The following is a 14,632-nucleotide window of genomic DNA, read 5'->3' as shown; positions in this document are numbered from 1 at the left end:
CCACCCGCGCCACCCACTCCTCCGCTCCGCATCGCTCACAGCAAACACCCAGCGACGACACAGGGTTCCCCCTGCGTCGGCTGGGACTGTGGTTATCACTGAACCACTGAGCGACCAACGGAGGAGACAAAATGAGCCCCGCTCCCGAACCCACCGATACACCGGACGGACCCGCATACCAAGGCCGCCTGCTCGACCGCCCCACCGAGGATGTCGTCGATCAGGGTGCAGGCTTCGACATCGCCACCCTGGTCACCCGCCGGCGAGTGCTGAGCATCGTCGGTGCCGGGGCCGGGGCGCTGGCACTGGCCGCGTGTTCCCCGAGCAACGACAGCACTGCCGCCACGGTGAGCACACCCGCCGGCGAAATCCCCGAGGAAACCAACGGCCCCTATCCGGCCGATGGCACGAACGGGGTCAACGTGCTCGAGGAATCCGGGATCGTCCGCAGTGAGATCACGTCGAGCCTCGACGGCGGCACCACCGCCGACGGTGTTCCCCTTTCCCTCACCTTCACTGTCACCGACATGGCGAATGACAACACCCCGTTCGAAGGGGTCGCCGTGTACGCCTGGCAGTGCGACGCGCAGGGCCGGTACTCGATGTACACCGAAGGTGTCGAGGACGAGACCTACCTGCGCGGGATCCAGGTGGCCGACGCCGACGGTAAGGCAACCTTCGAGACGATCGTGCCCGGCTGCTACACGGGTCGCTGGACCCACATTCACTTCGAGGTCTACCCCGACGTCGACTCCGCGACCAACGTCGAGAATGCGATCGCGACGTCACAGATCGCGTTTCCCCAGGACATGCTCGACGAGGTCTACCTGCTGGATACCTACTCGGGGTCGGCCGAGAATCTTGCCCAGATCGGAAGCCTCGACAACGACAACGTCTTCGGCGACGGATACGACCTGCAGATGGGGACGTTCTCCGGGAACACCGACTCCGGATACGTCGGGTCGCTGGCCGTCGCGGTCGATACGACGACCGAACCCACCCTCAGCAGTGGCGGCGTCCCCCCGGCGGGTGCACCGATGGGCGGCGAACCTCCCCGTGGAGGCATGCCGGGCATGGGCTCGGACGCCCCCAACTGATCACTCACCCGACACGCACTCACCCAACACACAAGGACAACACCATGTTGAACAACCTCACGGGCTGGCATGCCCTCATCATCCTCGCGATCGTCCTCCTCGTCTTCGGCTCGACCAAGCTTCCGGCGCTCGCCAAGAGCGTCGGCCAGTCGATGCGCATCCTCAAGGACGAGGTGAGTGACGAGCCGACCACCGACGCGCAGACCGCGGACCTCACTCAGGTTCCGTACCGCCGCGCGTCATGACCGCGATCACCGCCACGCGAGGCACGATGCCGATCGCCGGACACCTGGGCGAGGCACGACGTCGCGGTGTTCGCGCGGCGGTGTCGCTGCTCATCGGCGTGATCGTCGGGTTCGCTCTCTCGGATCAGATCCTCGACGTCCTGCGCGAACCTGTCGAGCAGCTGGCGCTCTCCCGGGAGGCCAGCCTCAACTACGATACCGTGACCGGTGCGTTCGACCTCCAGCTGAAGATCGCGCTGTTCTCGGGCGTGATCCTGTCCAGTCCGATCTGGCTGCGAGAGCTCTTCGCCTACGTCACCCCCGGCCTGACACGCCGGGAGAAGAAGTACGTCCTCGGGTTCTCCGCGGCGGCCGCCCCGCTCTTCGCTGCCGGTTGCGCGTTCGGATTCCTGATCTTCCCCCGGATGGTGAGCGTGCTCACCGCATTCTCGTCCGACCAGGACAGCACGATCCTCAACGCGTCGTACTACGTGGACTTCGTGATGAAAGTTGTTCTGGCGACCGGGATTGCCTTTGTTCTGCCGGTGTTCCTGGTGATGTTGAACTACATCGGGATCGTCTCCGCAGCCAGGCTCCGTAGCAGCTGGCGCGTAATCATCGTCGTCATCACGCTGTTCAGTGCACTGGTAACACCGGCCGCCGACGTCCTGTCCATGTTCTTGGTCGCGTTGCCGATGTCGGTATTGTTCGGCGCCGCACTCGTCATCACGACGCTGCACGACAGGCGAGCGTCCCGAAATGAGGAATCCACAACATGTTCGGCCTGACCTTCGAGAAACTCTTCCTCGTCGCCATCATCGCGGGGGTCGTGCTCGGTCCGCAACGGCTGCCCGTGTACGCCCATCAGCTCGCCCGCACTGTTCGGGCACTGCGCGACTTCGTCGAATCGACGCGCGGTGCAGCCGAACGTGAAATGGGGGTCGCGACTTCATTGGACCTGAAGCAGTACGACCCACGACGGGTCGTGCGCGACGCACTCAACGAACCCACTGCTCCTCCGGTCACGGACGAGACAGCCGACGAGGCCCGACGTGTGCGTCCTGGCCAGAAGTATCTGACGACGGGCTCTGCGGCACACCCGCGACGTATCCTGATCGAATCGCTCCCCGACGGCGATCCCCGCCGCATCGCGGCTGCACCCGTCCAGTCCGGTTCCGAACTCGACCGAGCTACCGGCTGAAGCAATTCGACCCGCGGATCCGAATACCTCGGCCGAATCACGTACACGATCGCGGCGTTACCGTTACGATGATTCCCAGTAAAAGGGGGATATCGCGAATGAAGCGTTCACTGTTCGGATTGGGCAGGCGTCGTAGCGAGCGCTCACAGCTCGACGCAATGCAGAGGTGGATCGAGGTCACCGATCGCTCCATCGAGGTCAACGAAGCGCTTCGACGCTTCCTCGCATCCCGAGGGGTTCGGTTGAAGGAACGCAGCGACTACCGGCTCATCGACGCGAGTTGGTCTGTGGCCGACCTGAAGTCATTGAGCGAGCAGTGCGCTCTCGCCACTGAGCTCCGCAGCGAGAGCGAGTCGATCGAAGCCAGACTCGACGACGTCAAGGCCGTGGAATCCAGCCAGCTGGAATCATTCGTCGCACTGTCAGGCGTTGTCCGACGTGCCCTCGCAGAAGCGGAGCGTCGTGCCCGCCGCGCTCAGTTCTGACCGCGGCGAATCAGAATCCGGTTACACCACGGGCAGATACGCCCCTCGCGAAGAGGGGCGTATCTGTGCGTAGAGTTTGTATTTGTCGCCTACTGCGCAGCCTGAGCGGCGGCCCACCGGTAGTCGGCCTTGCCGGCGGGGGTTCGCTTCACCTCGTCGACCACAACGATCGAGCGCGGGATCTTGTATCCTGCCAATGATTTACGGCAATGATCCTGAACCTCTTCGAGAGTCAGCTCGCCGGCGTCCGGGTAGATGGCGATGACAGCCGCGACGGCCTGACCCATCCGTTCGTGCGGAACCGGCACAACGAGAGCGTCGGAGACCGACGGGTGTGCATGGAGCGCCGACTCGACCTCTTCGGCAAAGACTTTCTCGCCACCGGTGTTGATGCACTGCGAGCCGCGACCGAGGAAGACGATGGTGCCGTCTGCCTCCACCCGACCCATATCGCCGAGGATCGACAGGCGGGTGCCGTCGGCGCGAGTCGGGAAGGTCCGGGCGGTCTTCTCTTCGTCCTTGTAGTAACCGAGCGGAACATTTCCGATACGGGCGATGTAGCCGACGTCGTCGGAACCCGGCGGAACGGGCTCGAGACGTTCGTCGACGAGGATCATGTTGGGGCTCGGCGGCATTCGCAGGTTTCCGTCCTCGTCGACGTTGAACGCGCCGTCGTTGCCGGTTTCGGAGGCACCGAAGTTGTCGCGTAGCAACAGGTCCGGCTTCACGGCGAGCATGCGGTCGCGCACACTCGTCGACCAGATGGCGCCGCCCGAGGTGATGGAGAACAGCGAGCTGAGGTCGGCGTCGTCCTTCCGTCGTTCCATCTCGTCGACCAGGGGCAATCCCATGCCGTCGCCGACGATGAGGATCACCTGCACCTTGTCCTGCTCGACGGCCTCGACGACCGTCTTCGGGTCGAAGTCGCGCCTCAGGACGACCCGGGCTCCGAGCGTGAAGAACGTGAACAGTGAGTACAGGGCCGCACCGTGCATGAGGGGTGCCGCGATGAGGAACGAGAGACCGGGGAATTCCTTCGCTCCCGCGGCCACTTCGGTTAGATCCTTCCGCGGCTCATCACCGTAGGGGTTGCCTCCGGAGAGCGGCTTGCGAAAGAAGTCGTCGTGCCGCCACATCACACCCTTCGGGTATCCGGTGGTTCCGCCCGTGTAGAGCAGGTACAGGTCGTCACCCGAGCGTTCCGGGAACTCTGCGGTCGCCGGAAGATCGTGTGCGTCGGCGAAGGAGATCACGGCGACGGATCGCTGTTCGGCTGCCCGCCTCAACTCGTCGGTCGTGTCGCCGACGACGAAGACCGTGCGGATCAGCGGGCAGCCGTCGAGCAACGACGCGAGGACCTGCTGATGCTCGGGAAGTTCGACGACCACCGCCACCGAATCGGAGTTGATGAAGATGTATTCGAGTTCGGTGGGCGTGTAGCGGTAGTTGACATTGATCGGCACGGCGCGGACCTTGATGAGGCCGAGGATGCTGGTGACATGTTCGACGCAGTTCTTGAGAAACACTGCGACGTGATCGTCCTTGGAGATCCCCGCCTGGGCGAAGAGCTGTCCGGAGCGGTTCGCTTCCGCGTCCAGCTCTGCATACGTGAGATTCAGATCTTCGTAGGTGAGTGCGATGCGGTCCGGTACCGCGGACGCGGTCGTCTCGACGACATCAGCAAGGTTGAACTCCACTGTGCATACCTCCACTCCGACGAACCCTCCCTCAAAATCTAGAACACGTTTCACCTCAGGGGAAGGGTTTGCGAGGATTCGTCACTCCGTCGCCGAACTTGAACCTCACGCAACGTGAGGATCTACCGTCACCGACATGACGATCACAGTGCTCGACACCGCCGAAGAAATGAACGCCGTACTGACCGCCGACGAAGCCGAGCGCCCCGAACTCGTACGCGCACTGCTTCGACCGATGGAAGGAATGTTCCGCTACTATCCCGGCGACGTCGACCTCTTCGCCATGCACACCATGAGCATGGGCTTCCCGATCGATCGCCGCGTGGACGAAACACGTGAAGCCCTCGGACGCCTGGAGGCCGCGGACGCCTGGAACCGGATCGAGCGGGCACTCGTCGATGCCGTCGCCGTGCAATCGCTCGCTACCCCCAATTCGCAGGTTCCGGATATCACGTTCCTGCTCGTCCTCGGCGACCCCGACGACGACTACTTCATGAACTCGGCACGGGGGCTCAGCGGAAACGGCAGCGCCACGGGCTACATCTCGCTCACACTTTGGCCGACCGACGAGAACCTGGCCCGACTGGAGGCTGCTGCCGTGCACGAACTCAACCACAACCTCCGGTACGCCCCCGGTGGGGTCGTGTGGGATCCCGCGTCCGTCGTCGTCGGCGAACATATCGTCTCAGAAGGACTCGCCGACGCATTCGCCCGTCAGCTGTACGGCGACGCACTCGGATACACACCGTTCGGCGTTCCCCACCTCGACGACGACGCAGTGTTCGAGAAGATCGTGTCGGGACTGAACGTCTCGGGTATGGAGAACTTCGCCGCGTGGGTCATCGGGGATGATGCCGCGGCCCGGTTCGGCGCCGAACCGGTCGGTGTTCCCATGGGAGCCGGTTATGCGGTGGGCAACCGCCTCGTCGACCGCTATCTCGCCGAAACAGGCAAGAGCGCGGCCGACGCATTGCACGCGCCCAGTGCGGAGATCATCAACGTTGCACTCGGCTCGCGTCGGTGACGACGCCCCGGGTCGCTGCGAATTGACGCGGCATAAGGGTTCCAAACGACGGTTGGTGCACGAAATATCGATGCACCAACCGCCATTTCGGCCACCTGTGAAAATCGGGTCAATCGCTCGATTCGCACATGAGCCAGACCTGAAGTTATTGACTCACAACCAAGTTCGGAAGTCAGCCCCCGATGACCGGCATCGAGTCGTGGTCCATTCCTGTGTAGCCGCACTGCTGCATCGGAGTTCCGTCGATGAGGCAGTTGACTGCGGCTTGCGCGAGGCGTGGCAGCATGTCGAGGTAAATGGGCACCAACTGAGCACTGCCCGAATTGGCGCTTCCCGAGCCAGCGCTACCGGTCGGCACCGCATTCGCGGCGCCCGGCACGATCAGTGCGACTGCAGCGCAACCCATGACAACTGCGACGAATTTACGCTTCACGAAACAGACACCCTTCGAACGGATTACATGGTCGGCTATCGATCGACTACCGCATCCGGATCGTTACGTCGACCTCGTTCTGGAAATCTCACTGCGGCCGAGTTGGACGCGGACCGATGCTTCCCAGGCATGGCGCCTCATCGGCCCGCGCGGTCCACACACTACCTCGAGTCGAACACATGTTCCCATCAATCGAATCGCTCACTCCATCCGCGACGATCACCCCCTCCTCGGAGCAGAGTGGCGTCACAGTCTGAGTGAGGTTGTCGGTTCACTGCGCGACGCCGGGCTCACGATCGAAACCCTCGCCGAGTTTCCCCACATGGATTGGCCGGCCTTCGCCGAACTCACCCCTTGCGACCAGGGATGGGCGCTTCCCGAGGGGTCGCCGCGGATTCCTCTCACCTTCGCCGTCGTCGCTCGACGTCCATAATCTTGAAGTACGCGTACCCAGACTCGATGCGTGTGCCGACGGCTCGAGCACGTCACCGCATCACGTCAGATCCCTCTCCGCGAGCCGCTCGAGATTGAGCAGTTGGCGTCGCGCCATCACGAGGTCGCCGACGGAGATGACAGGAGCAAGCCATCGATTCCCACTCATGACGACCTTCATCAGCAAGCGAGTGGTGCGGTCGTCGACGGGAACGAGGACGTATGACAGGACTGCTCCCATGATGCGACCGGTGTAGTGCACCTGCGGCTCGATCGACAACACCCGTCCTTGCGGACGACCGGCCGTGCTGGTGAAGTGGTCGCCAGGTACTGGTTGGGGGAAGCCCAGTAATCGTTGCGGTGAGCGTTTGCCGAGGTTGTCGATCCAGTCGTACGCATACGGCGCCCACTGGATCTGCACGACCCACGGCCACACCGCCTCGGGCCGAGCATTCACGGTGACGCCTCGCCATGCCGACAGGCTCGGCGCAGGGACGATGTCGTCGCACGGGTAACGGCGCGCGACCTCCTCGTCGGTGACTCCCCACCTGTCTCCGATCATGTGTTCTCCCGTTGTTGGTATCCCGGTGCCGGACGATTTCCAGTGTGCTCTCATCATCGGCCATCACCGCCCACCCTCGACGGCGAGCCCTTGGCAGATCACGCCTACTGATAGACAATGCGTCCAGTAGTTGGATGCAATGAATGTCGAACCGTCCGAGATGCGAGAGTGCTTACATGTCTTCAGAACTCACCGGAAAGATCGCCATCGTCACAGGTGGAGCCACTGGAATAGGTCGAGCGACAGTCGAACATTTCGTCCGCGAGGGCGCCCGGGTGGTGATTGCCGATGTCAACCGCGACGAAGGCAAGGCTCTGGCCGACTCGCTCGACGCCTCCGCAGTGTTCCGGGAAACCGACGTATCCGACATCGGCGAGGTACGAGCACTGGTGGACTTCGCGGTACAGACGTTCGGGGGCCTCGACGTGCTGGTCAACAACGCCGGCATTTCCGGACCGATCTACGCCAGTTTCCTCGACGACGACCTCGAGGCCTTCGACAAGATCTTCGCAATCAACCTGCGCGCGGTGATGGTGGGGACTCGAGCAGCAGCAAAGTACATGGCCGCGAACGGTGGCGGCTCGATCATCAACACGTCCTCGATCGGTGGCATCATGGCCGGCCGCGGAGTGATCACCTACCGGGCGTCGAAAGCCGCGGTCATCCACTTCACGAAGTCCGCAGCCATCGACCTCGGCGTCCACGGTATCCGCGTGAACTGCCTTGCACCGGGCAGCATCCCGACAACGTTGCTGGAGTCGTCGACAACCGAACTCGAGGGTGAGGAGCGCGAAGCGATGATCTCCAGTGTGCGCACCACGCAGTCGAAGAAGCGACCACTCAACCGTGAGGGGACGGTCGACGACGCCGCCGAAGCCGCCGTCTACCTGGCCAGCGACCGCGCCCGCTACGTCACCGGCGCCGTCCTCCGTGTCGACGGCGGCACAGCCGCGGGCAGCACGATGACGACTCCGGGTCAGAGCTGAAGTCGAGACTCCCTGCCCATCACCAACTCACGGGCAGGGAGTAGACACCGTAGGCGAGCCGGTCGTGCTTGAACTCGATCTGCTCGATCGGAACGGCGAGCTCCAGAGTCGGGATTCGGCGAATGAGAGTGGCGAAGGCGACCTGAAGTTCGACGCGGGCGAGCTGCTGGCCGATGCACCCGTGCGGGCCGAATCCGAAGGCAAGATGCTTGTTCGCCACTCGAGCCACATCGAACTGCCGCGGCTCGTCGAAAGTCCTCGCATCCCAGCTGCCCGCGGAGTAGTCGAGAATGACACCTTCGCCTGCACGGACCACGACGTCGCCGATCTCGATGTCTTCCAAGGCGATCCGACGCTGGCCGTTGTGCACAATGCTCAGGTACCGCAGGAGCTCTTCGACCGCATTGGCGATGGCCTTGGGATCGTCGTTGTTGCGCAGGAACTCGAGCTGCTCGGGATTCTGCAGAAGAGCCAGGGTCCCGAGTGAAATGATGCCGGCGCTGGTCTCGTGCCCGGCCGACAGCAGACCGTTGGCCAGCGCGACCCCTTCGTCGATCGTCATGTCGCCCGCACGAATGTTGTCGGCGAACTCTGCGATCACGCCCGTCGACTCCTCCTGCGAGGCGAGCCGCTCTTCGATGACCTCACGCATGTAGCCACGCATCGCCGTGAACAGCCGTTCCTGCAGTTCCGGTGTGGCATAGCGATCCATCGCCGCCGAGGCGTGTTCCTGGAAGAAATCGTGATTGTCGTAGGGGACTCCGAGCAATTCACAGATCATGAACGACGGAAGTGGAAGACCGAATGCCGGTACGAGGTCGACCGGATTCGGCCCTGCGAGCATGTCGTCGATGAGCTTGTCCGTCACCTGCTGGATCTTCTCGCGTTGAGCTTCGACACGCTTGTACGAGAATGTGCGTGTCATCATGCGGCGTAGTCGCAGATGCCCGGGCCCATCGGTGTTGAAGATGCTGTCGGGCCGCATCGGGGCGATCGCTGCCCGACCGGCATTCCAGTGCGGGAAACCCGTCAGACGATCGTCGGTGCTGATGCGCGGATCCAGTGCCAACAACCGTAATTCGGCGTTGCCCGTGACCAGCCACGGTGTGCTGCCGTCCCAGATGCGTGCTCGTCTCAGAGGCTGATCGGCCGCCGAGCCGATGAGTGCGGCGGGCACGTCGAACGGGCAGCGTGCGTCGCGTTCGACAGGGAAGCTCAGAACGGCCTCGCCGACCCCGGTCGTGGAATTCTCTGTCATGTCTTTCACTCCTCGAATGCGATGGCGACCGCGGGGCACGACGCTGCTGCCTGACGAACCGAATCCCAGTGTTCCTCGGACGGCTTCGGGTCCATCAGGACTACGACGCCGTCTTCGTCACGCTGGTCGAATATCTCGGGTGCGATCGCGGCGCACTGGCCGGCAGAGACGCATCGCTCTTCGATGATCTCGACTCTCATTGACAATTCACTCCGTAACCGTGACTGGGGACCAAGGGCACTACGCGAGCGCGACGCCGTCCATCTGTCCGCTGTCCCGCCATCGGGCCAGCAGTTCGAAGAACTGGATCGGGCCACCGCCGTAGTTGGCTGCGACGAGTCCGTCGGGATTACCACTGTCGCCCTCGTTGTCGAGGTAACTGGGGGTGCAGTCGGCGTAGAAGGCCTGGCCCGGCCCGGCGAGTTCCTTCATGGTGGCGACCCAACCGTCCTCCGCCTCGAGGTCGGCCTCGATCGTGGTGGCGCCCCGCTCGATGCGCTGCTGGAGCAGGTAGACGAGGTGGCGAGCGCGTTCCTCTGCGGTGTGCGTGTAGTTGTTCGCGATACCGGTCTGCGTGTACCCGAGGAAGAAGCAGTTGGGGAATCCGTTGGACTGCAGGCCGTGGAAGGTGCGTGGTCCGCTCTTCCACTTGTCGCTCAGGTGTATGCCGTCGCGACCGATGATGTCGAATCCGGCACGGCGGGTGTAGCTACTGCTGACGTCGTATCCCGTTGCGAAGATCAGCGCGTCGACCTTGTATTCCGTGCCTCCGACGACGACCCCGTCGCGTGTCAGCCGCTCGATTCCGCGTCCGTCGGTGTCGACGAGCTCGACGTTGTCGCGGTTGAACGTGGGCAGGAATTCGTCGTGGAACCCGACGCGCTTGCAGAGCCGCTTGTACCAGGGCTTGAGCGCCTCGGCGGTCGCCTTGTCGGTGACGACGGAGTCGATCCTGGCACGCACCCGCTCCATCGATCTGTAGTCGGCCTCGAACAGGAACTCGCCGGTCTCCTCGGGGGTCATCGGTGCGCCGCGGCGTTCGTTCTCCTGTTGGATCGCAGTCTTGGTGACCTCGGACGCCACGCGGGTCCAGCCGTCGTCGACGAGGTCGGTGTGGCTCTCCATGCCCGCGGTGTAGCGGGTGAAGTTCTCCATCCGCTCGCGCTGCCATCCGGGCTCGAGATTCGCGGCCCAGTCGGGGTCGGTCGGCTTGTTCCCCCGTTCGTCGACGGCGTTCGGCGTCCGTTGGAACACGTAGAGCTGCTCGGCCCATCGACCGAGGTGAGGGACCACCTGCAGGCCGGTCGCGCCGGTACCGACGACGCCCACAGACTTGTCCTGCAACCCGGTCAGCTCACCGGACTCGTTGCCCCCGGTGTAGTTGTAGTCCCATCGGCCGGTGTGGAAGGTGTGTCCTTCGAACTCGTTGATGCCGGGAATACCTGGCAGTTTCGGACGTACGAGCGAGCCCGGCGAGACCACCACGATCCGGGCGCGGATGCGGTCGCCGCGATCGGTGTGCACGATCCAGCATTCGCTCGCCTCGTCCCAGACCATCTCGGTGACCGTGGTGTGGAAGAGCGCGTCGTGCATCAGGTCGTACTCGTGCGCGATCGCCGTGAGGTGCTCACGGATCTCGGCGCCGTACGCGTACTTCTGGGTGGGAACGTAGCCCAGTTCTTCGAGTAGCGGCATGTAGATATACGACTCGATGTCGCACTGGACGCCCGGATAGCGGTTCCAGTACCAGGTTCCACCGACGCCGCCTGCCCGGTCGAGCAGTCTGATGCCGTCGAGTCCCGCCTCACGCATCCGTGCCGCGGCGATCAGACTGCCGAGGCCGGCACCGATCATCAGGATCTCGACGTCGTCGTTGACCGGATCGCGCTCGACCCGTTCGACGTAGGGATCGTCCTCCCAGTGCGAGAACTCGGCAGTGACTTCGACGAACTGCTCGATGCCGTCGCGCCGCAGCCGCTTGGCCCGCTCGTAGGCATGCTTTGCCCGCACCCAATCCGGATCGAAGCCTTCGGGTTTCGGGCCCGGCGGCGTCAACGGCTCCGGCATGCTCGGTTCCTTTCACCTGTCGGCAGGTTGCTGCTCATGCGAAGCGTTCTCGCAGCGGCCGGTCGTCGGGGCTGGATCGGTAGATCCCGCGATCGATCATGCGGGGAATCACCTCATCGATGAAGTCGCGGATCGACGCCGGACCGACGGGGAACATGAGGTTGAAGCCTCCGACGTTGCCGTCATTGAACCACGCCTCGAAATCGTCGACGATGTCGTCGTACGAGCCGACGAATTTGCGGTGCTGGGCACCGCCCCGACCGAGCGACTGCGCTGTGACCTCGCGGACGGTGGCGCCGGGATGCGCCTCGATCCAGTCGTAGAGACCCACGTAGTTCCCGAATGTGCTCTTGATGGTCGTCTCGACGTCTGCCGGCTTCGGCATCTTCTCGAACGGGAACCGGTCTTCGACGCTGTCGAACGAAATCGGCTCCAACCCGAATTGCACCAGCACCTTCGGTGCGAGGAGCTCCCACGGAACGAACTCGTCCAGAGCGAGCATCTGCTCTTCGGCCTCCTTCGCGGTACGTGCGACGTAGGGGATCAGGCCGGGGACCGCCGGGACGCTTCCGACGGGGCGACCCGCGTCGGCGAGCGCCTTGTCGAGGTCCTCCCGGTATGCGGCCGCACGTTCCCGGTTGGACGCGGCCGTGAACACCATGTCGGCGTGCCGTGCGGCGACCTTGATGCCGGGCCCGGACCCACCCGCCTGGGCGACCAGCGGGCGGCCCTGGCGGCTCGGCGCGACGTTGAGCGGTCCGATGACGCTGAAGGATTCGCCCTTGTGGTTGATCGGCGAGGCGTAATACCGCGTGACGCCGTCGGGGTCTCTGCGCACCTCACGATTCGCCCAGAGAGCTTCGGTCACGTCGAGGAATTCTGTTGCGCGGCGGTACCGTGTCTCGCGGTCGGGGTGACTGGTCTTGCTGTAGTTCAGCGCGAGCGCATCTCCGACGGTGGTGACTGCATTGAGCCCGGCCCGGCCGTCGGATGCCTGATCGAGCGAGGCGATGAGACGCGCGAGTGTGTACGGGTCGTAGAACGTCGTCGACGCGGTGGCGATGAGACCGACGTGCTGGGTCTCGCGGGCCATCGCGGTCAGCGCGGTGATCGGTTCGGCGGGCCCGCCGTCGAAGGCGGGTGAGTTCGGCATGCCGGGTACGTCGCCGAGGAAGATCGCGGTGAAGAGACCCTCGTCGCCGAGATGGCCGTAAGTCATCAGCCGCTCGAACGGGTCGACGAGCGCCGAGTCGGCGTGGTGCTTCTGTTCGTAAGAGGGAGCCCCCATGTGGAGATTGATGTCGTTGCCGACGAGGTTCAGGTGGAGATAGCGCCGAGTCGCCATGGGCCGTCCTTCAGATCAGAGGTGGCATCGAGAGTCGTCCTGTAATCCCAGTCACACGCTATAGATGGATGGTTCGGCAAGTCAATAGACGATGCGTCCATCTTTTCGACGAATTGGCTTGTCTACGTGTCCACTCAGGTCTGCCTCGCTTCGGAACGCGCCGGGACCCGGTCCGCGACAGCAGCCCGACCTGCAGCGACCCCCCATACTCCCGCGACGGCAAGGGTGGCACCGGCACCGCCGTAGACCATCCCACTCGGGTTGGCCATGACGTTGCCCGCGGCATACAACCCCTCGATCACGTCGCCGTCGACATCGAGAACCCGCCCGTCGACGTCGGTGCGGGGCCCACCTTTCGTGCCGAGCGCCGAACTGCTCACCTCGACGGCATAGAACGGCGCCATCCCGACCGGACCCAGTGTGGCACCAGGGGACTCCGGATCGCCCATCCTCCCACCGGGGAAACGATCGAATGCGCTTCTGCCCCGTGAGAAATCCGGGTCCACGCCCTCCGCCGCATGGCCATTGAAGCGTGTGACGGTGTCCGTCACTGCGCCTATCGGAAGATTCAGTGCTGCAGCCAGTTCCGATAAGGACGATGCCCGGACGACCCACTCGGGAACCGGATCCCCCGGGCGAGCACCGAATACACCGAACCGGTCGACGGTGGACTGGTCGAAGATCATGTATGCCGGGAGATTCGGGTAGTCGAGTCGCGACTCGTCGAGATGATGGAAGGCGCCACCGAAGGCGTTGTAGTTCGCCGCTTCGTTGGCGAAGCGGCGTCCGTAGCGGTTGACCATGATAGAGCCGGGGAGCGCCCGCTCCCGCGACGACAGCATTGCAACCGGCGCCCCGTCGCGCCGGGTACCCGGGCACGGTACCGACGGTGACCACCACGCTTCACGCATATTGCCCAGGCGGGCACCGACTCTCATGGCCATCTTCAGGCCGTCGCCGGTGTTCGTCGGTGCGCCGATGGGGCGCGTCAGCGGTCCGCGCAGGAAGTCGCGGACCAGATCCGGGTCGTATTCGAACCCGCCGGTCGCGAGCACGACTGCGGAGGCTCCGACCGTTCTCACGCCCCCGTCGGTCTGGACCTCGACGCCGTCGACGACGCCGTCGTCGGTGCACAGCCGCAGCGCCCTGGTCTCTGTTACGACGTCGACCCCGTGTTCGAGGCACGCCTTCAGCAGGCCGCCGACCAGCGCGCGGCCCAGCCCCTCTTCCGCGGCGTCCTCACGAGCAGCAAGAATCTCGGGTGCGACGACACCCGTCCCGCCCCCGAGTGGCATTTCGACCAGCACGATGCGTTGGATGTCGCCGGCAATGCGGTCGATCCACTCCTCGATCCCGGCGAAGGAGAACAGTCCGGGTTCGAGTGTCCGGCCACCGCCGGGTTTCCCACCGGGATGTTCGGGGTGGTAGTCGGGATATCCCTCGACGAGCTGGAGTCGTAGGTCGGTGTGCTCGTGGAGGAAGTCGACGAATCCGGGGCCGCCGGCGATCAACGCCGCGGCCAGCTCCGGCAGGATCATCCCGTTGGACAGGCTCGACAGATAGGTCATGCCCTCCTCCAAGGAATCCTCGACGCCCTTGCCTGCCGCGACCGGGTTGGCGGGAACCCAGATTCCCGCACCGGACAGTGCGGTGGTGCCGCCGATCAGCTCGGCCTTCTCGAACACCGCGACGTCGACTCCCTCGAGTGCGGCGGCGAGCGCTGCGGTGAGGCCGGCGGCTCCCGACCCGAGAACGATTACGTCGTACGTCTCCTGCATTGGAATTCGCCCCACCATCTCACCCCGCGCGTGTTGTATATAT

At 64.1% G+C, this 14,632-nt stretch carries 15 protein-coding genes; 7 read left to right on the top strand and 8 right to left on the bottom strand.

Features of this window, described 5'->3' with window-relative positions; all coding sequences use genetic code 11:
* Window positions 1-131: 131 nt before the first annotated feature.
* From EV641_RS18240 to EV641_RS18220, 5 genes are all read left to right on the top strand, one after another.
* Window positions 132-1,097, top strand: a complete 966-nt coding sequence (locus EV641_RS18240; RefSeq protein ID WP_132473537.1) for an intradiol ring-cleavage dioxygenase — start codon at window positions 132-134, stop codon at window positions 1,095-1,097.
* A 44-nt stretch (window positions 1,098-1,141) separates the two neighbouring features.
* Window positions 1,142-1,342 carry a twin-arginine translocase TatA/TatE family subunit gene (gene tatA / locus EV641_RS18235; RefSeq protein ID WP_132473535.1) on the top strand — a complete coding sequence of 67 codons (201 nt, stop codon included), beginning with the start codon at window positions 1,142-1,144 and terminating at the stop codon, window positions 1,340-1,342.
* A complete protein-coding gene (tatC, locus tag EV641_RS18230; protein WP_054716375.1) occupies window positions 1,339-2,109 on the top strand; it encodes a twin-arginine translocase subunit TatC in 771 nt (256 codons plus the stop codon). Before tatA ends, tatC begins: the two co-directional genes overlap by 4 nt.
* Window positions 2,097-2,522: a hypothetical protein gene (locus tag EV641_RS18225; RefSeq protein WP_054716372.1), complete on the top strand. Its 426-nt coding sequence runs from the start codon at window positions 2,097-2,099 to the stop codon at window positions 2,520-2,522. Before tatC ends, EV641_RS18225 begins: the two co-directional genes overlap by 13 nt.
* 98 nt (window positions 2,523-2,620) lie before the next feature.
* Window positions 2,621-3,007, top strand: a complete 387-nt coding sequence (locus tag EV641_RS18220) for a hypothetical protein (protein ID WP_054716369.1) — start codon at window positions 2,621-2,623, stop codon at window positions 3,005-3,007.
* A gap of 89 nt (window positions 3,008-3,096) precedes the next feature.
* Here EV641_RS18220 and EV641_RS18215 read toward each other — a convergent pair whose 3' ends face one another.
* Window positions 3,097-4,704 (bottom strand): AMP-binding protein, encoded by a 1,608-nt coding sequence (locus tag EV641_RS18215; RefSeq protein ID WP_132473533.1) that lies wholly within the window; start codon window positions 4,702-4,704, stop codon window positions 3,097-3,099.
* A gap of 136 nt (window positions 4,705-4,840) precedes the next feature.
* On the opposite strand from EV641_RS18215, the gene EV641_RS18210 reads away from it, so the two are divergent.
* Window positions 4,841-5,728 (top strand): DUF2268 domain-containing putative Zn-dependent protease, encoded by an 888-nt coding sequence (locus tag EV641_RS18210; protein WP_132473531.1) that lies wholly within the window; start codon window positions 4,841-4,843, stop codon window positions 5,726-5,728.
* A gap of 172 nt (window positions 5,729-5,900) precedes the next feature.
* Here the strand turns inward: EV641_RS18210 and EV641_RS18205 are convergent, their stop codons facing one another.
* Together EV641_RS18205 and EV641_RS18195 are read right to left on the bottom strand one after the other, a co-directional pair.
* Window positions 5,901-6,161 (bottom strand): hypothetical protein, encoded by a 261-nt coding sequence (locus EV641_RS18205; protein WP_132473529.1) that lies wholly within the window; start codon window positions 6,159-6,161, stop codon window positions 5,901-5,903.
* A 493-nt stretch (window positions 6,162-6,654) separates the two neighbouring features.
* Entirely contained in the window at window positions 6,655-7,155 is a 501-nt protein-coding gene (locus tag EV641_RS18195) for a hypothetical protein (protein WP_054716360.1), read from the bottom strand.
* A gap of 176 nt (window positions 7,156-7,331) precedes the next feature.
* Here EV641_RS18195 and EV641_RS18190 point away from each other — a divergent pair, with 176 nt between their 5' ends.
* Complete coding sequence (locus EV641_RS18190; RefSeq protein WP_132473527.1) at window positions 7,332-8,141, top strand: SDR family oxidoreductase; 810 nt, start codon at window positions 7,332-7,334, stop codon at window positions 8,139-8,141.
* A 19-nt stretch (window positions 8,142-8,160) separates the two neighbouring features.
* Here EV641_RS18190 and EV641_RS18185 read toward each other — a convergent pair whose 3' ends face one another.
* The 5 genes from EV641_RS18185 to EV641_RS18165 form a co-directional block, all read right to left on the bottom strand.
* Window positions 8,161-9,399 carry a cytochrome P450 gene (locus EV641_RS18185; RefSeq protein ID WP_054719133.1) on the bottom strand — a complete coding sequence of 413 codons (1,239 nt, stop codon included), beginning with the start codon at window positions 9,397-9,399 and terminating at the stop codon, window positions 8,161-8,163.
* A 5-nt stretch (window positions 9,400-9,404) separates the two neighbouring features.
* The gene (locus tag EV641_RS18180) at window positions 9,405-9,599 is read right to left on the bottom strand and encodes a ferredoxin (RefSeq protein WP_054719124.1); all 195 of its coding nucleotides are present in this window, start codon (window positions 9,597-9,599) and stop codon (window positions 9,405-9,407) included.
* A gap of 40 nt (window positions 9,600-9,639) precedes the next feature.
* Window positions 9,640-11,466: an NAD(P)/FAD-dependent oxidoreductase gene (locus tag EV641_RS18175; RefSeq protein ID WP_132473525.1), complete on the bottom strand. Its 1,827-nt coding sequence runs from the start codon at window positions 11,464-11,466 to the stop codon at window positions 9,640-9,642.
* Between the two features lie 34 nt (window positions 11,467-11,500).
* A complete protein-coding gene (locus tag EV641_RS18170) occupies window positions 11,501-12,811 on the bottom strand; it encodes an NtaA/DmoA family FMN-dependent monooxygenase (RefSeq protein ID WP_132473523.1) in 1,311 nt (436 codons plus the stop codon).
* 134 nt (window positions 12,812-12,945) lie between these two features.
* On the bottom strand, window positions 12,946-14,589 hold the full coding sequence (locus tag EV641_RS18165) for an FAD-dependent oxidoreductase (protein WP_132473521.1): 1,644 nt from the start codon (window positions 14,587-14,589) through the stop codon (window positions 12,946-12,948).
* Window positions 14,590-14,632 lie beyond the last annotated feature (43 nt).

Origin of the sequence: Rhodococcus sp. SMB37 (assembly GCF_004345605.1) — a bacterium.
Taxonomy (GTDB): Bacteria; Actinomycetota; Actinomycetes; order Mycobacteriales; family Mycobacteriaceae; genus Rhodococcus.
This window is presented reverse-complemented; position numbering and strand designations above follow the sequence as displayed.